We start from the raw sequence: 22,291 nt of genomic DNA, 5'->3' as shown, positions 1-22,291 counted from the left end.
CGTTGGAGCGAGGCTTGCCCGCGAACCAATCGACGCGGTGCGGCAGGTATACCGCGTTATCGGCATTCGCGGGCAAGCCTCGCTCCAACAGATGTAGGGCAGCTCTTTTTAGAACAACACCTTCGCCACATCCGCAAAGCGCTTGGCGAAGTGCACGGTGATGCCTTCTTTCAGGTAATCCGGCAGTTCTTCGAAGTTGCCACGGTTGGGTTCCGGCAGGATCAACTCGTTGATCTTCTGCCGACGGGCCGCAATCACCTTCTCCCGCACGCCGCCAATTGGCAGGACATGCCCGGTCAGCGTCAGCTCGCCGGTCATGGCCACGCCTTTTTTCGGTGCCTGATTGCGCGCCAGAGACAACAAGGCGCTGGCCATGGTCACGCCAGCACTTGGACCATCCTTGGGCGTCGCGCCTTCGGGTACGTGCAGGTGGACAAAGGCTTCGTCGAAGAAACGCGGGTCGCCGCCAAATTGCTCAAGGTTCGAGCTGACATAGCTGTAGGCGATTTCTGCGGATTCCTTCATCACATCACCCAACTGGCCGGTGAGTTTGAAGCCACGGTTGAGCGTGTGAATTCGCGTCGCCTCGATCGGCAAGGTCGCGCCGCCCATGCTGGTCCAGGCCAGACCGGTAATCACGCCGGTCCCGGACAGCACCTGCTCGTTGCGAAATACCGGCATGCCCAACGATGCTTCGAGGTCTTTCGGACCGATCTTGATGACTGACTTCGGTTCATCCAGCAGTTTGACCACGGCTTTACGCACCACTTTGCTCAGCTGTTTCTCCAGCTGCCGCACACCGGCTTCTCGGGCATAACCGTCGATTACCGCGCGCAATGCGTTGTCGCTGATCGCCAGGCTGCCTTTGGAAACGCCGGCTTTGGCCAGCTGTTTAGGCCACAGGTGACGCTTGGCGATGGCCAGTTTCTCTTCGGTGATGTAACCGGAGAGGCGAATCACTTCCATCCGGTCGAGCAGCGGGCCAGGGATCGAGTCCAGGGTGTTGGCGGTGCAGATGAACAGCACTTTGGACAGGTCCAGACGCAGGTCCAGATAATGGTCGAGGAATTCGACGTTCTGTTCCGGGTCCAGGGTTTCCAGCAATGCCGAGGCCGGATCGCCCTGGTAGCTTTGGCCCATCTTGTCGATTTCATCGAGCATGATGACCGGGTTCATCACTTCCATATCTTTGAGCGCCTGCACCAGCTTGCCCGGTTGGGCGCCGATGTAGGTGCGACGATGGCCCTTGATCTCGGCTTCATCGCGCATGCCGCCGACGCTGAAGCGATAGAACGGCCGACCCAGGGATTCGGCAATGGAACGGCCGACACTGGTTTTACCGACGCCCGGCGGACCGACCAGCAGCACAATCGAGCCGCTGATCTCGCCTTTATAGGCGCCGACTGCGAGGAATTCGAGGATCCGCGCCTTGATGTCGTCCAGACCGGCGTGATGCTGGTCGAGCACTTTGCGCGCGTGCTTGAGGTCCAGCTTGTCCTTGCCGAACACGCCCCAGGGCACCGAACTCGCCCAGTCCAGGTAATTACGGGTGACGGCATATTCCGGCGAGCCGGTTTCCAGAACCTTGAGCTTGCCGATCTCTTCGTCGATGCGCTTGCGCGCCTGCGGTGGCAGGGTCTTGCCTTCCAGGCGGGCTTCGAACTGTTCGATGTCGGCGCTGCGGTCGTCCTTGCTCAGGCCCAGCTCTTGCTGAATGACCTTGAGTTGCTCCTTGAGGAAGAACTCGCGCTGGTGCTCACCGATCTTGCGGTTCACCTCGGCGGAGATTTCCTTTTGCAGGCGCGCAACTTCGACTTCCTTGCGCAGCATCGGCAGGACTTTTTCCATGCGCTTGAGCATGGGGACGCAATCGAGCACTTGTTGCAGCTCGACGCCGGTCGCCGAGGTCAGCGCAGCGGCGAAATCGGTCAGCGGCGACGGATCGTTGGGGCTGAAGCGATTGAGATAGTTCTTCAACTCTTCGCTGTACAGCGGGTTGAGCGGCAGCAGCTCCTTGATCGCATTGATCAGGGCCATGCCATACGCCTTGACCTCGTCGGTCGGCTCATTGGGCTGATGCGGGTACTCGACTTCCACCAGGTACGGCGGGCGATGGTGTTTGAGCCAGTTTTTGATGCGCACCCGGCTCAGGCCCTGGGCGACGAATTGCAGCTTGCCGTTTTCGCGACTGGCGTGGTGCACCTTCACCAACGTGCCATATTCGGGCAACGCATCGGTATTGAAGTGGCGCGGGTCTTCCGGCGGGGTGTCCATAAAGAACAGCGCCAGGGAGTGGTGCTCGGACTTGCTCACCAATTCCAGCGTTTCGGCCCACGGTTCTTCATTGACGATGACCGGCAGCACCTGGGCCGGGAAGAAAGGGCGGTTGTGAATCGGGATGATATAGACCTTGTCCGGCAGGTTCTGCCCAGGCAAGGCGAGCGAGGTGCTGGTGGAACTCAGGGTTACTTCGTGCTCAGCGTCTACTTCATCTGGCAAATCGTGTGAGTCTGCTTGCTGGTCGCTCATGGGGCACCTGCACAATTGAACATGGCTCTTAGATGGGGCGGTCTCCCTTAGGTTTCAATGGCTGCGGTCGATAGCATTCGTGAGAGGGTTAAAAACGAGGCGTTCGGCCCTCGAAAAATCTGCTTCTCGTTGAGACGCGGGCGTTGATGACGCCTGACATTTTTCACCTGTGAACCCGCGTGCCAACGCATTCAACCTGCGACGAGCACCTTGATGCCAAGGCTGGCGCTCTATTTACCGGCTCGCCGTTGCGGAATGACACTGCATGAATAAATTTTCTGCTTCACTGATCCTGTCGGCACTGTGCGCATGTTGCGCTGCTTCGGCGGTCGCCGCGACCTTGACGGGCCAGCTCGTCAACCAAACCGGCAAACCGTTGGTCGGGGCGGTGCTGACCCTGCAAGGACCGGCGGGCAAGAACGTATTGGCACTCAAGGCCGACATGGACCAGCGTGACAAGGAATTCGTCCCGCATGTCCTCGCCGTACACACCGGCACCGAGGTCAAATTCCCCAACAGCGACAACATCCGGCATCAGGTTTATTCCTTTTCGGCCGCCAGGCGCTTTGAACTGCGATTGTATGGCGGTACGCCGTCCGAGCCGCTGCTGTTCGATAAACCTGGCGTCGTGGTGTTGGGCTGCAATATTCATGACTGGATGCTCGGTTACATCTATGTCACCGACGATCCGTGGTTTGTCGTTAGCGACAGCAATGGCAGCGTAATCCTGGATCAACTTCCGCCTGGCCATTACGTGGCAACGCTCTGGCACCCGAAGACCCCTGACATGCGCCCGGTATCCGGGGGCGAATTCAATATTCCGGCCTCCGGCCTGACCCAACGCTTCAGCCTCAAGGTTGAGAGCAGCGATGAAGAACCGGCCAGCCCCGCGTCGACAGCGTTTGGTGATGCTTTCCATAAGGCGACCCATGAATGAACCTGCGCACCAGTTTTCAGGCGCGCATTGCTTTCGTCTTGATCGCGCTGTTGGTCATTGTCTTGGGTGCGGTGTTCCTCGCGGTCAAAGCCGCGACCGGCGATGCGGTTCGCTCCCAGGCCCGGGTCCAGCTTGAGGTCGGTCGACGGGTCTTCGATGGCTTGATGGACATGCGTGGCAAGCAATTGCGCGGCGGTGTGCAGCTGCTTTCGGCCGATTTCGGTTTTCGCGACGCCGTGGCCAGTGACGATGCATCGACCATTCGCTCTGTGCTGCTTAATCATGGCGGCCGAATCAATGCCTCGGACATGTTCTTGCTGGGCATGGACGGCAAGGTGATTGCCAGCACTGTGCCGGCAGTCGTCGAAGGCACGCCGTTCCCCTTCGATCAGGCACTGCGTGAGGCCAAGCGCAACAAACAGTCGATGGTCATCGTTCCCGGTGGCGGGCAGCCCCATTTACTGGTGGAGAGCTCGGTTCTCGCGCCGTTGCCCATCGGCCGGGTCGTCATGGGCTTTGTGATGGATGAAGCCTTCGCTCAGCAATTGCGTTCGCTGAGTGACCTGGAAGTCTCGTTTCTGGCCGTGGAGCACGGCGTGCCGGGCAGGCTGATCAGCACCCAACCGGCCGAAATGCGGCAGAGCCTTGTGGATTTGATGCTCACGGCTTCGGTCGAACAGGTGCGCAAGACCGAGCATTCCGGGCAGAGCTTTCTCAGCCAGACGATTGTGGTCGACAACGTGACCGATGGCCGCGGCGAGCAGGTCATCGCGTTGCTGCAAAGCCCAATTGACAAGGCCATGCTGGCGTTCGCGCCGCTGGATCAGAAAATTTTCTGGATCTCCATCATCGCGCTGTTGGCGTCGTTGATCGGTACGTTGATTCTGGCCCGCAGCGTCTCAATGCCGGTGCAGATCCTGGCACTGGCGGCCAGACGCATCGGCAACGGCGATTACAAGACGCCAGTCAGCATGGCGCGCAGCGACGAGCTGGGCATGCTGGCCGGGGCAATCAACGCCATGCAGCAAGGCATTGCCGTGCGCGAGCACCAATTGGCGCATAACGCGCTGCATGATTCGCTGACAGGTTTGCCCAACCGGGCGCTGGCCATGGAGCGTCTGGGCAGTTCCATTGCCGCGCAGCGTTCCATGGCGCTGTTGTATCTGGGCATCGATAACTTTCTGGCGATCAACCAGAGTTGCGGCGCGGCAGGTGTAGACGAGTTATTGCAGCAGGTCGGCCAGCGTCTGCAAGCCAGCCTGAACCCCGGCGATACGGTCGCCCGCCTGACCGCCAACGAATTTCTGCTGTTGCTGGACCACAAGGCCAGCGACGGCGCCGTGGCCACCGCCGACCAACTGCAACGTCTGCTGAGCCAGGCACAACGCATCGACAGCCACGACGTGACACTGGAATGCAGCATTGGCATCGCGGTGTACCCGGATCACGGTGACTCAGCGCTGGAGTTGCTCAAGCGCGCGGCCATCGCCCGCCAGGATGCGGCAGGCATGCAGGGACGTTTGCAGGTTTATCAGGACGGCAGCGATCTGGCTCACCAGCGCCAGATCAATCTGATTCGGGATTTACGCCACGCGGCCCGCAACGGTGAGCTGGCTTTGCATTACCAGCCCAAACTGGACATTCGCCAAGGCCACGTGCGCCAGGCCGAAGCGCTGTTGCGTTGGCAGCATCCGCAGTTCGGCAACGTGTCGCCGGCCGAATTCATCGTTCTGGCCGAGCGCACCGGCAGCATCCAGCTACTGACCAGTTGGGTGATCGAAGAGACCATGCGCCAGTTGGCCGATTGGGCCAGACGCGGCCTGCACGTGCAGGTTTCGGTGAATATCTCCGCCGACGACCTGCTTGGCGCGGACTTACCGAGCCGAGTCGTCAGCTTGCTGCGCTTGTACAAGGTTGCGGCGCAACAGCTGGTTTTTGAAATCACCGAAAGCGCGATCATGCGCGAGCCAGAGCATGCACTGACGGTACTCAACAAGCTGCGCGAGTGCGGTATCAGCCTGTCAGTGGATGATTTCGGCACCGGTTATTCGTCCCTCGCGCATCTCAAGCGGCTGCCGGTGCAGGAACTGAAAATCGACCAATCCTTCGTGCGTAACCTGGATGAAACCAGTGAAGACGCAGTCATCGTGCGCTCCACCATTGAGATGAGCCACAACCTGGGCCTCAAGGTGGTCGCCGAAGGCGTCGAATACGAGCACAGCCTGCGTCTGCTTGAGCGCTGGCATTGCGACACGGCGCAAGGCTATCTGATCAGTCGTCCGTTGACGGCTGTGGCCTTTGAAGCATGGATGAGCGCCTCTACTTATTCACCCAGCCTGATGGTTCATTGAGACATGTCGTACAAAAACTCGGTTGTGCTGAGCTCTGTGTTGAGCTGTGTTCTGGGCGCCGTTGTGCAAATAGCCGAGGCCGACAATGGCCGTCTGATTGCCACCGGCGGTGCCTCCAGCATTGAAGGCGCGGCAGGCGGCGGGATTATTCCGTGGGCGGTGTTGACCGGCTACGGGGAGCAGGGCGAATGGGGCACCAGCGCGTTCGCCACCCACATTGATCTGCCGGATTACACCCTCGACGTCGCAGGTATGTCGGTCGCGTATGGCAATCGTGTGGAGTTGTCCTACGCCCATCAGCGATTTGATCTGGGCACATTGCAGCGCAGGCTCAGCCTGCCGGAAGACAACCTCACTCAGGACATCTTCGGCCTCAAGGTCCGGCTGTTCGGTGACTTGATCTACGACAGCTTGCCGCAAGTGGCCCTGGGCCTCGAATACAAGCACCAGAATGATTTCCTGATTCCCAGTCTGATCGGCGCCAGGCGTGACTCAGACGTCGAGGGTTATCTGACCGCCAGTCGCTTGTTCATGGGCGCTGCCTTTGGTTACAACGTGGTGCTCAACGGCGGTTTGCGTTACAGCCGCGCCAACGAAACCGGGTTGCTCGGTTTTGGCGGCGACCGCCGGGATACTCGCAGCGTATTGAAGGAAGGTTCGGTGGCCGTGCTGTTCAATCCGCGCTGGGCGATGGGCGTGGAGTATCGGGAAAAGCCTGACAACCTTTCCTTTGCGGGCGAAAGCGATTGGGCTGACTTGTTCGTAGGTTATTTCCCCAGCAAGCATTTGTCAGTGGTGCTGGCCTACGCCCGCTTGGGCGAAATCGCCACGCTGGATAACCAGAACGGGACGTATCTGTCGATTCAGGGGAGTTTCTGAGATGCGTCTGCTGAGCTGGTTTTTGATTGCATTGCTGGCCGGTTGTGCGCAACAGCCGCCTGAAGATGACAGCCTGTACCTGGCACTCGGCGAGCGGCCGGGCATCCAGCGCATTGTCGAAGGCATGTTGCTCAATGTCGCCAGGGACCAACGCATCGTCGAACACTTCAGGAAAGTCGATATCGTGCGTCTGCGGGACAAACTGGTCGAACAGTTATGCGTTGAAGCGGGCGGCCCTTGTCGTTATACCGGCGACAGCATGGCTGAATCCCACAAGGGCCAGAACCTGACCCGCAGCGACTTCAACGCTTTGGTGGAAGACCTGATCGACGCCATGGACGCCGAAGGCATTTGCGTGCCCAACCAGAATCGCCTGATCGCGCGTCTGGCGCCGATGCGTGGGGAAGTGATCGAGAAGTAGTCTGTACAGGCCAGGTTCGGCGCGGACTTTGTGGGAGCGAACTTGTTCGCGAAGCGATGTTCCAGGTGCTGAATCTGCTGGGATCAGCGTTTATTGCAGGCACAAAAAAAGCGGCCATCTCTCGATAGCCGCTTTTTTCATTGCCTCAGCGAATCATCAATCCGGCAGTTTGAACGCCATCACGTAGTCGCCTTGCTTGGTGCCCAGCGAGCCATGACCGCCAGCCACGACCAGCACGTATTGCTTGCCGTCCTTGCCGGTGTAGGTCATCGGCGTGGTTTGCGCGCCTGCTGGCAGGCGGCCTTCCCACAACTGCTTGCCGTTACGCACGTCGTAGGCGCGCAGGTATTGATCAAGCGTGCCGCTCAGGAAGCCGACGCCACCGGCTGTGGTGAACGTCCCGCCCAGGCTTGGCACGCCCATGGACAGCGGGACTGGAACCGGCGAGCTGTCACGCACGGTACCGTTTTTGTGCATCCAGATGGTTTTGTGGCTGGTCAGGTCGACAGCCGCGACATAACCCCAGGCCGGAGCCTGGCAAGGCAAGCCCATTGGCGACAGCAGTGCTTCGAGGATCACGCCATATGGCGCGCCCTTGTTCGGCTGCACGCCTTCGGTTTCGCTTTTGCGACCCGGGCCACCTTCGACTTCGACCGCTGGGACCAGTTTCGAACGGAAGGCCATGTAGCTCGGATTCACGAACGCAATCTGGCGCACCGGATCGACCGAAATGCCGCCCCAGTCGAATACACCGAAGTTACCTGGATAAACCAGCGAGCCTTGCAGCGACGGCGGGGTGAACGGGCCGTCGTAACGCAGGGATTTGAAGTCGATCCGGCACAGCATCTGGTCGAACGGCGTCACGCCCCACATGTCGCGCTCCTTGAGGGGCGGTGGCATGAAGTTCAGGTCGGATTTCGGTTGCGTCGGCGATGTGTGATCGCCGGCCACTGCGCCCTGAGGGACCGGGATTTCGTTGATCGGGATGATCGGCTGACCGGTGCTGCGGTCCAGCACATAGATGCTGCCCTGCTTGGTCGATACCAGCACGGCTGGTTTGACGCCATCCGCCGTTTTCATGTCCAGCAAGGTCGGCTGACCACCCACGTCCATGTCCCACAGGTCATGGTGAGTGAGCTGCATGTTCCAGCGCACTTTGCCGGATGCGATGTCCAGCGCGACGATACTTGCGCTGTACTTCTCCGACTCCGGCGTGCGATTGCCACCCCATTGATCCGGGGTCTGGTTGCCCATCGGCAGGTAAAGCATGCCCAGCTTTTCATCGACCGCGAACATCGACCACATATTGGGCGAGTTGCGGGTGTACTTCTGGCCTTCTGCCAGGGGCGTGGTGTTGTCCGGATTGCCGCTGTCCCAGTTCCACACCAGACGGCCCGTGTGTACGTCGAATGCGCGGATTACGCCGGAAGGCTCGTCCAGCGAAACGTTATCGGTGACGTGGCCGCCGATCACGACCAGATCTTTGGTCACCGCCGGTGGCGAGGTGGAGTAGTAACCGCCCGGCGCGAAGGTGCCAATGTTGGCGCTCAGGTCGATGGCGCCTTTGTTGCCGAAGTCTTCACAGACCTTGCCGGTGTCGGCGTTCAGCGCGATCAGGCGAGTGTCGGCAGTCGGCAGGAAGATGCGACGTGGGCATGCATTGCTGCCGGTAGTCGCAACAGCCGGAGTGGCCGGGCTTTGCGCTGGCGCGGCGGCATAGGCGGCATCATCGTGATACGAGACGCCACGGCAGGTCATGTGCGCCCAACCTTTGAAGTTGGCGGCATTCTGGGTACTGATCTTTGGATCGTAGCGCCAGATTTCCTTGCCGGTATCCGGGTCCAGTGCGATCACCTGGCTGTGCGGCGTGCACACATACAGCATGCCGTTGACCTTGAGCGGGGTGTTTTCCGCCGTGGTTTCACCTGGATCGTTCGGGCCAGGGATATCGCCGGTGCGATAGGTCCAGGCCGGAACCAGCTTGTTGGCGTTTTCCGGAGTGATCTGCGCCAGCGGCGAATAGCGGTCGCCGAAAGCGGTGCGACCATAAGACTGCCAGTCACCGTCGGGCATGGCCGGCGCGGTGTTGCTGGTGCCTGCAGTGTCGCGGTCCAGTTGACCCTTGATTTCGCCAGGGCTGGTGAACTGGCTGGCCAGCGCGGCAACGCCGGCCAGAACCACGGCCACGCTCAACGCGCCGGTCGCCAGGCCGCCGGGTTGGTCACGCAGCACAGGGCGGCGGAACCAGGGCAGCAACAAGACGATACCGAGGGCAAACCACAATGCCAGACGCGGCACCAGTTGCCACCAGTCCAGACCGACTTCCCACAAGGCCCAGACCGTGCTCGCGAACAGAATCACCGCATACAGACCCAGCGCAGCGCGGCGTCCGGTGATGAGCAGCAGGCCCGTCACGGCGAAACCGATACCGGCCAGCAGGTAATACAACGAACCGCCCAGTTGCAGGAGTTTGACCCCCCCCGCCAACATGATCAGGCCCATCAACAAGATCACCAGCCCGAGCAATGTCGGTAGCAAGCGATATCGACTGAAAGCACCATCAGTGCTCATAGTGTGAATCTCCGTGACAGATTAAGTGATTGAAACCTTGATATTCGTGACGCCGATTCCTGGCGAATCGTGTGGCGATACTTTGACGCTAGTTGCTGAAACGTATTACCGACAGTTCAAATCAACCGTTGGTCAGAACGATGACTGGATTTTCAAGCCCGCGACCAGCGCGTCGTCGACCTTGTCCACACCGCCCGGATGACGGATGAACTGCAGGTTGGGACGTACGGTCAGCCAGTTGGTCAGGTGCACGCCGTAATACAGCTCGGCGTTGTATTCGGTGTCTTGCAACGGCATGAAGGCCGGGTCGCTATAGTCGTAGACCGCCGCTGCCCGATTTTGTGCGTCAGAATTTTTGCGATAGGCCGGGTTGACGTGGATGCGCGCGACGGCCAGACCGATGTCGTCCTGAGGGCGGGCATCGAGCGGGCCTTTATAGAAGCCGCCCAGCGCCACATAGTTGTCGACCCTGTTGGTTTTCTTGTCGTGCATCGTGCCGTTGACGAACAGGCTCAGGCCGCGGCTCGAATCTCCGTCGACGGCCGTGACTTGCTGGCGCAGGTTGAGCCACATGCCGTGTTTGCTCGAAGCGCTGCGATAGGCGCCATCGGTGGCGGCAGCAGATTGACCGTTGCTGTTCTTGTACACGTCCTGGCTGTCGGCGGTGCTGTAGTAGTAACCGGCGCGATACTCGCCCGGCAGCCCGGCAACTTTTGGCGCCCACACCAGTTCAACCGGCAATACCGCGCCTTGAGTACCGCTGCCGCTGAGCTTGAAGCCGTTGTCGTTTTCCAGGTTCGACGGGTTCTGTTCGAACACGCCGATCTGCGCAAACACTTCAGGCGTCAGCTGGTACTTCACGCGCATGGCCCATTGGCTGATCGGCCAGTTGTAGACGATACCGCCGTCCCAGTTGCCGACCTGGGAACCGCATAACGCCAGGTTCTGGAAGTCGCACGGGAAGGTGCCGAAGTCTTCGCCCTGGTTAAAGCGGCCGAGTTTGAGGCTCAAGGCCTGATCGAGGAATTTCTGCTGGTACCACATCTGCGTCAGACGGGTGACGCTGCCCCGGCCCCAGACTTCCTGGGACGAAGAAAGCGTGCCGGTGCGCGGATCGCCGACGCGGTCGTTGCTGATGTTGTCGCCATTGCGATTGCTCACCGTCAGCTGAAACTCGGCATCGTGCCAGCCGAGAATCTTCTGCAGATCAAGGTGCGCGCCCAATGCCCATTGATCGCTGTAACGAACGGCTTTGTCATGGTTGTAACCGCCGTGCAGGTTGGAGCCTGTCTCGGAGGTGTAGTCCAGCTTGAAGTCATACCCTTGCTGCGCAAGCTCGCTGCGCTTGCCATTCCAGTCGCCCAGCATCCACGGCGAGTCGGCGTCGAATGCGGGGGCTGCCTGCGCGCAAGTCGCAAGGCCCAGTGCCAGCAGGCCGCATACGCCATTGATGGTTTGCAGGCGCGGCAGCACAGGCACAGCGATGGCGGCAGATCGTCTCGGGTAATCGGACATTAGGAGCGTTCTTTTTAAGTTATTGAGTGAGGGTCGAAAGCGGCATCTCGCGCTTGAAGAAACGAGAGAAGGGATCGAAAAAACAGGATTAATCGATTCAGCCGTTGAAGGTGGCAATGATAGGGGGCTAACGACTCAGCAAACAGCGGGGAAATTGACATGGATCATTGCAAAGGCTGCAACAGTGAGGCAAAGCGTCGCACCTGAAGCAACCCAAGACTTTTAGGAGAATCTCCAGGGGCCGTTGGAGCGAGGCTTGCCCGCGAAGAACGATGGCGCGGAGGATCTGGGGCCACCGAAGCGTCTGATTCGCGGGCAAGGTGGATCGCCACCCCGGTCGCTCCAACAGAAAAGCTTTAGAAGGCTGTGCGCAACCCCACCTCAACACTTCGCCCCTGAGCCGGAGCGATGTCGCGCAGGATCGAACTGGCGTAACGCACGGTCTGGTTGGTCAGGTTCTCGGCATTGACGAACGCCAGCCACTGGCTGCTGCCCATGTCGAATCGGTACCCGGCGCTCGCTCCCAGCGTAGTGTAGCCGTCGGTGCCGGTTTCGTTATCCGGGACTTTGCGTTGCGCGCTGGCGTGTTCGATGTCGATCCGCGCCTGCCATTTATCCAGTTCCCACAACAAACCGCTGTTCAGGCGTAACGGTGCAATGCGCGGCAAGGCTTCGCCGGTATCGAGGTTTTTGGCGCGGGTGTAATCACCCGACAATTCCAGCGCGAGGCTGCCGTAACGGTTTTGCCCCAGCTTCCAGTGATCCTGCGCCTCGAAGCCGCTGAAGCGGGCGCGCACGCCTGAATAGTTATATTCCGGGATGCCATCGGCGGCGTCTTCACCGTCATCGTTCAGCGTACGACCACTGCCGAGCAAACCGATGTAATTGGAAAAGTGGCTGTAGAACACGCCCACGCTGCCTTTATGCGTGCCGTTATCGAAGCGCAACGCCAGATCGCTGGACACGGCTTTTTCCTTCGACAGGCCTGCATCGCCGCGCTCGTAGGTGCCGGTGGCGACGTGTGCGCCGTTGGCGTAAAGCTCATAGAAGGTCGGCGCGCGCTCGGTATAACCCAGGGTTGCAGCCAAGGACCAGATCGGCGTCAGGCTGTAAATTGCCCCGGAAGAAAGGCTGTCTGCGGTAAAGCTGCTGGAGTTTTCGGCATTAGAGAAACGCTCGTTGCCCTTGGCGTCCGGATCGACGCGGGTGTGTTCGACGCGCCCGCCAAGGCTCAACTTGAGGCGCTCAGTGGCTTGCAGTTCTTCAAGGATGAACAAGGCGCCAGCGTTCGTATCGGTCTGTGGTACGAACGCTTCTTCGCCCAAGGCGGAAAATTCGCCACGGGTCACTTGCGCGCCGACCACGCCTTGCACAGGGCCGATCGACTGATGACGCGCTTCGATTCGAGCTTCGTAGCCCTTGTTTTTGAACGTGGTGCCGACTTCGCCGCCTTCGATTTCACGGTGCTCGTAATCGGTGTAACCCGCGTCCAGTTTGACCGAGGTAAACGGCCCGGCCAGATTGCGAATTTCCGAAGCGAACGCGTAATGCTCCTGTTGCATACGAATTCGCACGTCCTGCTCGGCGGGCGAGCCGTAGTTGGCGTCGTAATTGCTGTAGGACACACCGGCGTAACCGTCATCCCAAGTGTAGGAACCGCCGACCGCACCACCGTCCTGACGACCGTCGCTGTTGCTCAGCCGGTGTTTCTTGTCATCGCCTTCTTCGCTGGCGCGCTGATCATGGGTGCGCGCATAACCGGGAATCCGCAGGTCATTGAACTCCCGGGCGTTGGCGTCGATGTGCAGCGCGAACTGCCCATTGCCAGCCTCCAGTTTGCCTGCGCTGCTGCGCGTGGTATCTGCGCCGCCGTAACGCAATTCGCCTGCGCCATGGATGCCTTCGATGGCTTCGGTAGGAATGCGGTTGTCGAAGGTGTTGACCACGCCGCCAATGGCGCTGCCGCCGTACAAAAGCGCTGCGGGGCCGCGAACGATTTCGATGCGTTCGACATTGACCGGATCCAGCGGCACCGCGTGATCGTAGGACAGCGACGAAGCATCCAAGGCGCCGACGCCGTTGCGCAGAATACGAATACGATCGCCGTCCTGACCGCGAATGATCGGGCGGCTGGCGCCAGGGCCGAAGTAGGACGAAGACACGCCAGGCTGCTTGTTGAGTGTTTCGCCGAGGCTGCCTTTTTGCAGAAAGGTCAGCTCATCGCCCTCGATTATGGTCGCTGGCGAAGCGAGCTGGCTGCTGCCCAGCGGGTTTGCGGTGATCACCTGCGGTTGCAGATCCACCACGTTTGCCGCGTGGGACGGGGAAGCGAGCAGCATGGTGGTTGCCAGTGGCGACAGACGCCAGAGCAGTTTGCTGGAAGGGCGAGACATGTTGATTTCCTTGGCAGTGCGGATGCGCGAAGCAACGCAGGGGTCGAGCGATGGGATGTTATTTGTTGTTATAACATAACATTTATCGCATCAAGCGATCCATCGCCAATTTGCCGTGCTGCCTCGGTCAGGTGCTTATCCGTCCTGTGTTCAGGATGCGTCCTACACTTTTAATGGCCATTAGCAGTGCGACAATCCGAAGCCTTCGCACGCTAAGCTCTTCCCGCTGTCAGAAGGCTCGGCTAAGGTGCGCAGCTCTTTGAACGCCATTGATCATTCAACTCGAAGGTTCCGCATGACAACACAGCATTCCAACCCTCTGCATGGCGTGACGCTGGAACAGATCCTCAACGCTCTGGTTGAGCATTACGAGTGGTCCGGCCTGGCTGAACGCATTGATATTCGCTGCTTCAAGAGCGACCCGAGCATCAAGTCCAGCCTGACTTTTCTGCGCAAGACCCCTTGGGCTCGGGAAAAGGTCGAAGCGTTGTATGTGAAGTTGCACCGCAGCAAGGGTTGGTAACACCGTCCGGCCTGGAGTCAGGGCCTCAAGGATTAACACTGATGTACGCCGAGCACACGCAACCCGCGCAAGGACAGCGCCGCTACACGATCATTGCCGCGAGCCTGGGCTGGTCGGGACTGGTCATTCAGCTGTATCTGATTCTCTTCGCGCGCTGGGCAGACGACGCCAGTCTGGTCGGCGGCCTGGTGCGGTTTTTCAGCTTCTTCACGGTATTGAGTAACACGCTGGCGGCAGTTGCCCTGACTTGTGCGCTGAGCCGCAGCACCGCAGCGGCGCAGCGTTTTTTTCGCCATCCAGTGGTATGCAGCGGTATTGCGACCAGCATTGTCCTGGTCGGCCTGGCCTACAACATTCTGTTGCGCCATTTGTGGCAGCCCGAAGGCTGGCAATGGGTCGCGGACGAATTGCTCCATGACGTGATGCCGCTGCTGTTCCTGCTTTATTGGTGGCTGTACGTGCCCAAGGGCGTGTTGCAACTCAGACATGTGCTGCTGTGGATTCTTTACCCAATTGTCTACTTTGCCTACGTGCTGCTACGCGGCAATTCCCTCGGCGATTACATGTACCCCTTCGTTGATGCGGGAACCATCGGCTTTGCCAGGGCCTTCATCAATGCAGGCGGAGTGTTGGCGGGGTTTGTGGGGGTTGGTTTGTTGCTGGTGGGCGTGGATCGATTCAAGGGGCCTCGCTCCAACGGAGATTACCCCTCATCCCGTTCATCAAGCCGCCAGTAACCCGAACACTTGACCAGGGCTTCATCCAGGCCGAATTCACCGAGCAACACGCGCCGAATCCTGCGCGACAATGCCGCTTCGGTGGCGACCCAGGTGTACAGCTGGCCTTCGGGCATTTCCAGGCGCCGGGTGACGTCCACCAGATCCTGCTCGCCGCGCACGATCCAGATCACATCCACTTGCGCCTGACTCTGGAACACCTGCTGCTCGCCCATATCCGCAACTTCGACCACCACCAGCGCGCAGCGATTGGCCGGCAGGCCTTCAAGGCGCCGAGCGATGGCGGGCAGGGCGGTTTCATCGCCGATCAGCAAGTAGCTGTCGAACATATCCGGCACGATCATCGAACCACGCGGGCCACCGATGTACAGGAACTGCCCCGGCTCAGCCTGTGCTGCCCAGGTTGCGGCCGGGCCTTCGCCGTGCAGCACGAAATCGATGTCCAGTTCGCCGCTTTCGGCGTCATAACGACGCGGCGTGTAATCGCGCATGGCCGGGCGCGGGCCGTCATCCGGCGCGCCGAGCTTCATGGTTTCCATCGCTTGTTGTTCTTGCGGGGTGCGCGGAAAAATCAGCTTTACGTGATCGTCGGTTCCCAGGCTGATAAAGCCCGTCAGCTCCGGCCCGTGCAGCGTAATCCGACGCATCTTCGGGGTGATGTCTGTTACGCGCAGCACCTGCAACTTACGCCGTTTGATTTCATGGCTGACGCGATGGATCGATTGTTGCGAATTCATACGGACTTCTCCGACGCTTGGGGGCCATCGACGATGGCTTTGGCAGTGTTGTTGAGCAGGTCGCAAACCCGCAGGATTTCTTCCGGGCTCCAGCGGCCGTCATGCAGATGCATGGCGTGACGCAGGTTGTTGACGGCTTCATGGATTTCCGGCGGCCGTTCGTGACCGCGCAAGGAACGCTTGCTGACGTCGATGCGCATACGCACGCCGTCCAGCGCCACGGCTTGTTCGGTCAATGAGGCGCGACCCGCTTCGGTGATGGCGTAGTGTTTTTTGCCGCCGTGGGCGCTGCCTTCGATCAATTCGCTTTCTTCAAGAAAGGTCAGGGTCGGATAAATCACGCCGGGGCTTGGGCTGTAGGCGCCATCGAACATGCTTTCGATCTGGCGGATCAGGTCGTAGCCGTGGCAAGGCTGTTCGGCGATCAACGCCAGCAACAGCAACTTCAGATCCCCCGGCGCAAACACCCGAGGCCCACGGCCACCGCGTTCGCCGCGAGGACGCTTCTCAAAACCGTCACGACCTTCGCCATGGTCGCGGTGATGGGGGCGGTGTTCATTGTGGTGATGGTCATCACGCATTTCGCTATCTCCTGTGCAAGTTAGATATACCTTAAGATATATCTTAGCCATTAAGCAAGAGATAAAGACGAACGGTTCTCATCTGCCACACATCAGCATTTGTGTGGGAGCGAGCTTGCTCGCGAAGGAGTCTTACATCCGACACATTTTTGAACCTGAAATATTCGCAAGCAAGCTTGCTCCCACCAAATCTCTGGTGGAGGCCTACAAAGATTGGGTATTAATCACACTGCACTGCGTATGCATCCCAGGCTCAAGATAAGGACTCAGGATCGGTGCCATGCCCTTGAGCACCTGCACCGGCAGCGCCGAGGTGAAACGAAACCCTTCTGCTGCCTTGCCTGGCACGAAGGCGGTAAGCGTGCCGAAGTGGTTGTCGCCCAGATAGAACACGAAGGTCGCCGTGCGGTTTATCGCCCTGGAGCTGAGGATGCGACCACCCGCGCCGATGCTTTCGATGCGGTTGTCGCCGGTGCCGGTTTTGCCGCCCATCGGCAGCGGGCTGCCATCCGGCAATTTGAAACTGCCTAGCACGCGCTTGGCCGTGCCGCCTTCTACCACTTGCGACAAGGCTTCGCGCATGGCCGTCGCCACTTCGGATGGCAATACGCGCTTGCCGAGTTCCGGATTATTGGCGAAGCGCGTTTCGTAGGGTGTGTCGGCGGCAAAATGCAGGCTGTCGATGCGCAAGGTCGGCAAGCGAATACCATCGTTCTGGATGATACCGATCAACTCCGCCAACGCCGCAGGACGGTCGCCCGAGCTGCCGATTGCTGTCGCCAGGGAAGGCACCAGATGGTCGAACGGGTAGCCGACCCGCTGCCAGCGTTGATGAATATCGAGGAACGCTTCGATCTCCAGCATGGTGCGGATGCGGCTGTCGCGGGCGCTTTTATGCCGGCTTTTGAACAACCAGCCGTAGACTTCCTGACGCTCGAAATGGCTGGCCGCAACCGCATCCTTGAACTGCGCCTCCGGGTTTTTCAGCAGATAACCCACCAGCCACAGATCCAGCGGGTGAACCCTGGCGATATAGCCCTGATCCGGCAAATCGTAGGCGCCAGGGCCGTAGCTCTGATACAGCTCGGCCAGGCGCTTTTCGTTCAATTTCGGGCCAATTTTTGCTTCCGCCATATGTGCCCGAACAAACAAGTTGAATGCCGTCTGATCGGCTTCCGGCAGCAAGTAGCGATGAACTGCCGCCAGTCGCGGCGCTGTGGGATGCACGCCGTCGAGGAAGGTGTCCAGCCGCTCCTGGGTGGTCTTGTCCTTGTAGCGTTTCCAGAATCGCAGCAGAAAAACCGTGCCTTCCCGATCCGCGAAGCGTGCGAGGTATTCCTGGCGACGCGGGTTGTCATCGTCCTTGAGCAACTCGGCGCTGTTGCTGGGCGCCTGGTACGTGCTGTAACGCACCAGATCGCGCATCAAACGAATGAACGGCAAGTTGATCGACTCACGCAACGCCTCGCGAAGCGTTGGATTGCGCCCGTTATCCTCTTTGCGGAAGTTGTTGAAATGATGCAGGCCTCCGCCGGTGAAAAAGCTTTCCCCGGGGCTCGCCGAGTAATGCCGATCCAGGGCCGCAGAAAGCATCTTCGGCAAACTGCGGTCCTTGTTCTGCGCCAGATAATCCACCGCCCAGCGAGTCAGGCGATCCTGTTCTTCTACCGGGGTTTTGCTCAGTTGCGCCGAGGTCAGCCCCGAGTAGCGCTCGTGCAACTCGGCGATCATTTCCAGATAAGTCGTCAGCACCCGCATCTTCGCCGTGGAACCCAGTTCCAGCTTGCTGCCTTCGTTGATATCGAACGGCTGGTCGGTGCTGTCGGTTTGCACCCGCACCCGCGAACCGTCCGGGCCCCGCTCGAACAGGGTGAAGCTGTAACGCACTTGCGCGGTACTGGCGGGTGTCAGCAAACGCTCGCCCAGCAGCCCGACGTTCGCTGCAAAAGCCGGGTCAGCCAAATCGCGCAGGTACTGGCCGACACGCGTCTGCAACTCGCTTTGCAAGGTGGTGGTGGCTGACAGGTCCAGGCGATCCAGATCGTAGAGCGGGCGATTGAGCATCCCCGACAGGCGACTGCGCGCCACACTGATGCCCTTGTTGGTTTCAATCGGCTGGATGGTCGGCTGCTGAATCCAGTTGCGGTAAGTGACCGTGCTGTTCAGCGCCGCATCCGCCAGGCTCTGATCAATGACTTTATTCTGCGCCAGCAGGCGGATATGGCTATCGGTCAGGTCAGCCAGTTCCGTGCGGCCCTTGGCCAGATAGTGCGACGGGCGCCGCTGGGCAATCACCAGTGACAGCACTTCACGCAAAGCCAGGCCTCGCGCGGCCAGGCTTTGCGGGTCGCTGGCGGTGGACGCCAGCAACTGGTTGGTGCGCAAGAAATCCGCCCCATACCAGACCCGCAAACCTTCGGCCAACCCATGCACTTCGCCATGGCCCGGCACGGCCGACAACGGCACGCTATTCAAATAGTCGCGCACCACCCGTTGCCGGGCCTCCAGGGTTTGTTCGCCGGGTTGATAAGCGCGCACGCTGGCGGAAACCATCTGCCGCAGCTTCTCGGAGCCCGATTGAGTCAAGCCATCGGGCGAGTGACGGTATTTTTCCAGCTGCGTGGCCAGCGTGCTGCCGCCTGCCGATTGACCGGGCAACCCGATCATTTTCGTCAGCTGCGACACGGCGGCCTTGGCAAACCGTGGCCAGTCCACCGCCGGGTTGGCCATAGGCTGTTGCGCGTCCAGCAAGTCACGGTTCTCGATGAACAACAGGCTGTGCACCACTAACGGCGGAATCGAGGCATAGCTCGGATAGAACTGCTGCGGATAGCGGAACTGGTAGAGATCAGTACCCCGACAGTCGGTGATCGACAGCCCTGCCTGAATTTTCTCTTCGTAAGGCACGAAAAATCCGCGCCGACCGTAAGCGAGAAGTTCGGGAGAGAAACGGGTCTGTTCAGTGATCAGGTAATCGCGCTTGAGCAGGCGCGGCAGAAACTCATCCAGCGACGAATAACCCAGGCGCTTATCAAACGGTCCGTCCCCCGGATACAACACCGCATCGCTGGGGCCAGGTTGCAGCGAGTAGCTCAGGCTTGCCGCAAAACGGCTGAATTCCCGGGCTTGCAGCCGTGAACTGCGCGACTCGGTAGCAACGGCAAAACCCAACGCCACCAGCCCCATGACCAACAACACCCAGAACACGCGCCACGCATAACGCCTGTGGCGAGGGCTTTTCGGCATTGATGGCTGATCCTGACTGTCGACGTTCAGCGCAGTCTGCTTCGTATCGGAATGCCGTAATACACCCATATCCATTGGCCCGGTTAAACCTGTTAATCGCACCTGACACAAGCTTAGTCGCTGGCAGACGTGGCAGCAGAAATCTTTGCTGAAGGCTGGGGTAGGGCATTGGCGGAAGCGTTTGTAGGAACAGTCTGTTTATAAACGTCGGTGGTTGACGATGGGTAGGTCGGGTGGTTACGTCCGGTTTTGTCAGTGGCCTAAACGCTCTGTGTAAGTGAATTTATATATTGATTGAATCTCATCAAGGATTTGTGATGAACAAAAATAAAAAGATCATTCTCGGTACGCTTGCGTCTGCTGTTTTGTTGGCGGGGTCGTGCGGGGTGAATGCGCAAGGGGATGTAGCAGGTGTTGTGGGGAATGGATCTGATGTGCCCGTATGTCAGGCTTTGTCGGATCAGGTTCATTTGTTGACTAATGCTTTAACAAATAAATATGACGTGCATTGTTACAGCTTCCAGGCGATACGTGGGCAAAAGGTATTATTGGTAAATCAAATGCCCGATACGGAAAGATTTATGAAAATTGAATACTCTGTTGACGGACAGTGGAGGACGAGAAGCCAAAATGAAACCACTGTGGTCTCTGATTTGAATCCTGGTGACAGTGTGAAGGTCAGGGTCACGCACCGGCATGATCAGCCTTACCAAGCCGCTAGTTATAAACTAAGCTTTGGGTCGTACCCCATCATGTCGGATGTAACGCTGATAGGCCCGCCCGTTGTAAACCGCGTGCCAGTGGCAGATACCGGATGGGTGGTTGGCCTGCAAACCCATGGAGAACTGACGTATCAGCTCCAGTATTCGGACTCAGTGGGTGCACCTCTGAAAGGAAGTCAGGCTGTCTTGACGATGTATTCAAATCTAAAAGCAGAAGAGCCTGACTTATATAAAGTTGCCCCGGCAGACGATGCGGGAAAGGCTCGCCTGACATTCAAACTAGACAAATGCTACAGCGGAGAGCACTTTTCGGAACGAAATGACATTCGCGGCACTCATTATTGGTTATCCAATTACAATGTTGTTCGCTGGTTTGTGTATGACGGTTATATCGGCCCGGAGGACTTGAAAGAGAAGTCCAAGGTGCCGGCCGCATTTGCGCATATCTGCAGTCAGCAGTTGAATCGGGGGCGTGCGGGCCGCTGGTGAATTAATGAGGGCAGGCGCTCTCGCCTGCCTTCATTAAAAAAGCGTGGCATTTTTCACGCTTTGATATCGACGAAATTTGGCGGGTAGACTGATTTCTTCATCGCGCTACCGTTTCCGTACATGTCCATAAAATTGGTTGGATTCGAGAGCAGTGCTCCATAATCAACGCGCCTGCTGAAGTTTTTTAAAGTCAGTGGTTCCTCATCTGCTTCGGGTTTGAAGTAGCTTGAGTACTGGATAAGAATTTTAGCGTGGTACTGGATGGCCGAACTCAGAGATTTATAGTCGCGTATCGCTTGGGTCAGTATTGCTTTTTCGATTGGATTTAGCTCATTGGAGTCAACAATGCATACCTCCCCATCCCCGTCGACTGTGAAGAGAAATGGTTTTTCCGAAAGGTCTGATTGGCTTAGAGCCAGAAACGCTTTAAAGTTGACCAGTTCGGACTTGATGTCCTCAAGAGCAACTTGCGCAATGGTTCTCACCACCATCGCTTCAATTGTTCGACACGTCCAACAGCATTCGCTATCCATAAGATCAACCATTCGTCCATATCGGTCCTCACGCGATAAATTTTCCTCTGCCGTCATTCCGGTAATCGCCCCGAACAGGCAGTTCGGACGCCGGAATATTACAGCGTCGCTTATCACTGAAGCAGGTTTGCTCGATAGTGCTCCGGAAGCTCTCACTGCTTTGGAATCTATCGATTCAGGTGGTTCATTGCGCGTGGCCTCTTTTTGTAACTTACCTGACTGGGTTGATGATTCTAAGCCAGGGGATCTATAGCTGGGGCTGGAAATGTTCATAGACTTCTCACCAGAATTAGTTTTGCAACAGACACTACTGATGGGCGGCTACACAGTTGCCTCGAACAACGGTTCTGTCCGCGCGCTGCATCGCCTGATAACCTGGTCCTCCAGCCCCCACATGAAGTTGCCTCTGGGATTGCGTGCTAGCAACTCGACGTAGTCAATCGTTGCTTCGTAGTTCTCCAGTCGGAGCATGAACCGGTTGTCAAATGTTTTGCTGTTGTGATCAACGTACGCCATGACAGCGCGTGCATGGTTGTGCATCTTGTCTTTCAGGGTGGCACGTTGGCTGAATATCTCCTGAAGGTAATCTAGGTCGCTGGGCGTCAACACCTTATCGGGGTCAGTGACTTTGATATTGCCTTCTGCATCCAGCGTAAAACTGAAATATTTTTCTGCCAGTTCCGGGTTTAGAAACTTAAGATCATGTTTTATTTCAAAGTATTCTTTGAAGATGCCGTCTAGTGCTGTCTCGGCGGATCCACGAAGCGTGTTTAGGTACTCTTCCTTTATATTGTCCCGCTCTTGGTCCGTCTTGCTCTCCCAGAGTTCACGACCGGCAGCTGATTGATAAGGCTTCATCCAGGGAGCGTGCTCATAGACGTAGAACGGCTTGTCGATTATGTATCGGCCAGAAATTTGCGCTGTGCGCTCGCTGGTTATGACCTTTTCGTCTGGATCAGCCTTTTGTGGCGTCGGAAGCGGATAGATTACGCTTGGGTGGGCGGTCGGATTGATATTCACACTATCTCCCTCTCTAATTAATCCATTCCCCTTCCATAACGGCCAACTGCAAAAAAACTTGGCCTGATAAAGTTGTGGGAAACTTCCGAGAAGGAGTTTCAGTGCGA

The 22,291-nt window shown here is 58.4% G+C and carries 16 protein-coding genes; 7 read left to right on the top strand and 9 right to left on the bottom strand.

Annotation, left to right across the window (positions count from 1 at the left end):
* Nucleotides 1–108: 108 nt before the first annotated feature.
* On the bottom strand, nt 109–2,529 hold the full coding sequence (gene lon / locus AABC73_RS22920; protein ID WP_341521088.1) for an endopeptidase La: 2,421 nt from the start codon (nt 2,527–2,529) through the stop codon (nt 109–111).
* 265 nt (nt 2,530–2,794) lie between these two features.
* Here lon and AABC73_RS22915 point away from each other — a divergent pair, with 265 nt between their 5' ends.
* From AABC73_RS22915 to AABC73_RS22900, 4 genes are read left to right on the top strand one after another with little or no spacing between them, the layout of a single operon-like run.
* Entirely contained in the window at nt 2,795–3,466 is a 672-nt protein-coding gene (locus AABC73_RS22915) for a methylamine utilization protein (RefSeq protein ID WP_341521087.1), read from the top strand.
* Nucleotides 3,463–5,817, top strand: coding sequence for an EAL domain-containing protein (locus AABC73_RS22910; RefSeq protein WP_341521086.1), 2,355 nt, complete (start codon nt 3,463–3,465; stop codon nt 5,815–5,817). The genes AABC73_RS22915 and AABC73_RS22910 overlap by 4 nt, the downstream gene beginning before the upstream one ends.
* Before the next feature lie 3 nt (nt 5,818–5,820).
* Nucleotides 5,821–6,696: a DUF3034 family protein gene (locus tag AABC73_RS22905; RefSeq protein ID WP_341521085.1), complete on the top strand. Its 876-nt coding sequence runs from the start codon at nt 5,821–5,823 to the stop codon at nt 6,694–6,696.
* A 1-nt stretch (nt 6,697) separates the two neighbouring features.
* Complete coding sequence (locus tag AABC73_RS22900; protein WP_341521084.1) at nt 6,698–7,117, top strand: group 1 truncated hemoglobin; 420 nt, start codon at nt 6,698–6,700, stop codon at nt 7,115–7,117.
* 156 nt (nt 7,118–7,273) lie between these two features.
* On the opposite strand, the gene AABC73_RS22895 is transcribed toward AABC73_RS22900, so the two are convergent.
* The 3 genes from AABC73_RS22895 to AABC73_RS22885 all read right to left on the bottom strand — a co-directional run bounded on the left by AABC73_RS22895 (nt 7,274) and on the right by AABC73_RS22885 (nt 13,596).
* Nucleotides 7,274–9,688 carry a glucose/quinate/shikimate family membrane-bound PQQ-dependent dehydrogenase gene (locus tag AABC73_RS22895; protein ID WP_341521083.1) on the bottom strand — a complete coding sequence of 805 codons (2,415 nt, stop codon included), beginning with the start codon at nt 9,686–9,688 and terminating at the stop codon, nt 7,274–7,276.
* Between the two features lie 132 nt (nt 9,689–9,820).
* Nucleotides 9,821–11,203, bottom strand: a complete 1,383-nt coding sequence (locus AABC73_RS22890; RefSeq protein WP_341521082.1) for a carbohydrate porin — start codon at nt 11,201–11,203, stop codon at nt 9,821–9,823.
* Between the two features lie 356 nt (nt 11,204–11,559).
* Entirely contained in the window at nt 11,560–13,596 is a 2,037-nt protein-coding gene (locus tag AABC73_RS22885; RefSeq protein ID WP_341521081.1) for a TonB-dependent receptor, read from the bottom strand.
* A 295-nt stretch (nt 13,597–13,891) separates the two neighbouring features.
* Between AABC73_RS22885 and AABC73_RS22880 the strand changes: the two genes are divergently transcribed.
* The gene (locus AABC73_RS22880) at nt 13,892–14,119 is read left to right on the top strand and encodes a VF530 family protein (RefSeq protein WP_020288901.1); all 228 of its coding nucleotides are present in this window, start codon (nt 13,892–13,894) and stop codon (nt 14,117–14,119) included.
* Between the two features lie 41 nt (nt 14,120–14,160).
* The gene (locus tag AABC73_RS22875; protein ID WP_341521080.1) at nt 14,161–14,856 is read left to right on the top strand and encodes a Pr6Pr family membrane protein; all 696 of its coding nucleotides are present in this window, start codon (nt 14,161–14,163) and stop codon (nt 14,854–14,856) included.
* On the opposite strand, the gene AABC73_RS22870 is transcribed toward AABC73_RS22875, so the two are convergent.
* The 3 genes from AABC73_RS22870 to AABC73_RS22860 form a co-directional block, all read right to left on the bottom strand.
* Entirely contained in the window at nt 14,823–15,593 is a 771-nt protein-coding gene (locus tag AABC73_RS22870) for a siderophore-interacting protein (protein ID WP_341521079.1), read from the bottom strand. The two genes, AABC73_RS22875 and AABC73_RS22870, sit on opposite strands and share 34 nt — an antisense overlap.
* The gene (locus AABC73_RS22865) at nt 15,590–16,174 is read right to left on the bottom strand and encodes a PadR family transcriptional regulator (protein ID WP_341521078.1); all 585 of its coding nucleotides are present in this window, start codon (nt 16,172–16,174) and stop codon (nt 15,590–15,592) included. The genes AABC73_RS22870 and AABC73_RS22865 overlap by 4 nt, the downstream gene beginning before the upstream one ends.
* A 204-nt stretch (nt 16,175–16,378) precedes the next feature.
* Complete coding sequence (locus AABC73_RS22860) at nt 16,379–19,489, bottom strand: transglycosylase domain-containing protein (protein WP_341524310.1); 3,111 nt, start codon at nt 19,487–19,489, stop codon at nt 16,379–16,381.
* Nucleotides 19,490–19,737: 248 nt separating this feature from the next.
* Between AABC73_RS22860 and AABC73_RS22855 the strand changes: the two genes are divergently transcribed.
* Nucleotides 19,738–20,631, top strand: a complete 894-nt coding sequence (locus AABC73_RS22855; protein WP_341521077.1) for a hypothetical protein — start codon at nt 19,738–19,740, stop codon at nt 20,629–20,631.
* Nucleotides 20,632–20,684: 53 nt separating this feature from the next.
* On the opposite strand, the gene AABC73_RS22850 is transcribed toward AABC73_RS22855, so the two are convergent.
* Together AABC73_RS22850 and AABC73_RS22845 are read right to left on the bottom strand one after the other, a co-directional pair.
* Nucleotides 20,685–21,437: a hypothetical protein gene (locus AABC73_RS22850; RefSeq protein ID WP_341521076.1), complete on the bottom strand. Its 753-nt coding sequence runs from the start codon at nt 21,435–21,437 to the stop codon at nt 20,685–20,687.
* Between the two features lie 48 nt (nt 21,438–21,485).
* Nucleotides 21,486–22,184 (bottom strand): hypothetical protein, encoded by a 699-nt coding sequence (locus AABC73_RS22845; RefSeq protein WP_341521075.1) that lies wholly within the window; start codon nt 22,182–22,184, stop codon nt 21,486–21,488.
* Nucleotides 22,185–22,291 lie beyond the last annotated feature (107 nt).

Source organism: Pseudomonas sp. G.S.17 (genome assembly GCF_038096165.1).
Classification (GTDB): domain Bacteria; phylum Pseudomonadota; class Gammaproteobacteria; order Pseudomonadales; family Pseudomonadaceae; genus Aquipseudomonas.
The sequence above is the reverse complement of the archived record's forward strand: the minus strand, read 5'-3'. Positions and strand labels throughout refer to the sequence as shown.

Coding starts and splice junctions, on each gene's coding strand:
- lon (WP_341521088.1), bottom strand. CDS start 2,529: ATGAGCGACCAGCAAGCAGACTCACACGATTTGCCAGATGAAGTAGAC.
- AABC73_RS22915 (WP_341521087.1), top strand. CDS start 2,795: ATGAATAAATTTTCTGCTTCACTGATCCTGTCGGCACTGTGCGCATGT.
- AABC73_RS22910 (WP_341521086.1), top strand. CDS start 3,463: ATGAACCTGCGCACCAGTTTTCAGGCGCGCATTGCTTTCGTCTTGATC.
- AABC73_RS22905 (WP_341521085.1), top strand. CDS start 5,821: ATGTCGTACAAAAACTCGGTTGTGCTGAGCTCTGTGTTGAGCTGTGTT.
- AABC73_RS22900 (WP_341521084.1), top strand. CDS start 6,698: ATGCGTCTGCTGAGCTGGTTTTTGATTGCATTGCTGGCCGGTTGTGCG.
- AABC73_RS22895 (WP_341521083.1), bottom strand. CDS start 9,688: ATGAGCACTGATGGTGCTTTCAGTCGATATCGCTTGCTACCGACATTG.
- AABC73_RS22890 (WP_341521082.1), bottom strand. CDS start 11,203: ATGTCCGATTACCCGAGACGATCTGCCGCCATCGCTGTGCCTGTGCTG.
- AABC73_RS22885 (WP_341521081.1), bottom strand. CDS start 13,596: ATGTCTCGCCCTTCCAGCAAACTGCTCTGGCGTCTGTCGCCACTGGCA.
- AABC73_RS22880 (WP_020288901.1), top strand. CDS start 13,892: ATGACAACACAGCATTCCAACCCTCTGCATGGCGTGACGCTGGAACAG.
- AABC73_RS22875 (WP_341521080.1), top strand. CDS start 14,161: ATGTACGCCGAGCACACGCAACCCGCGCAAGGACAGCGCCGCTACACG.
- AABC73_RS22870 (WP_341521079.1), bottom strand. CDS start 15,593: ATGAATTCGCAACAATCGATCCATCGCGTCAGCCATGAAATCAAACGG.
- AABC73_RS22865 (WP_341521078.1), bottom strand. CDS start 16,174: ATGCGTGATGACCATCACCACAATGAACACCGCCCCCATCACCGCGAC.
- AABC73_RS22860 (WP_341524310.1), bottom strand. CDS start 19,489: ATGGGTGTATTACGGCATTCCGATACGAAGCAGACTGCGCTGAACGTC.
- AABC73_RS22855 (WP_341521077.1), top strand. CDS start 19,738: ATGAACAAAAATAAAAAGATCATTCTCGGTACGCTTGCGTCTGCTGTT.
- AABC73_RS22850 (WP_341521076.1), bottom strand. CDS start 21,437: ATGAACATTTCCAGCCCCAGCTATAGATCCCCTGGCTTAGAATCATCA.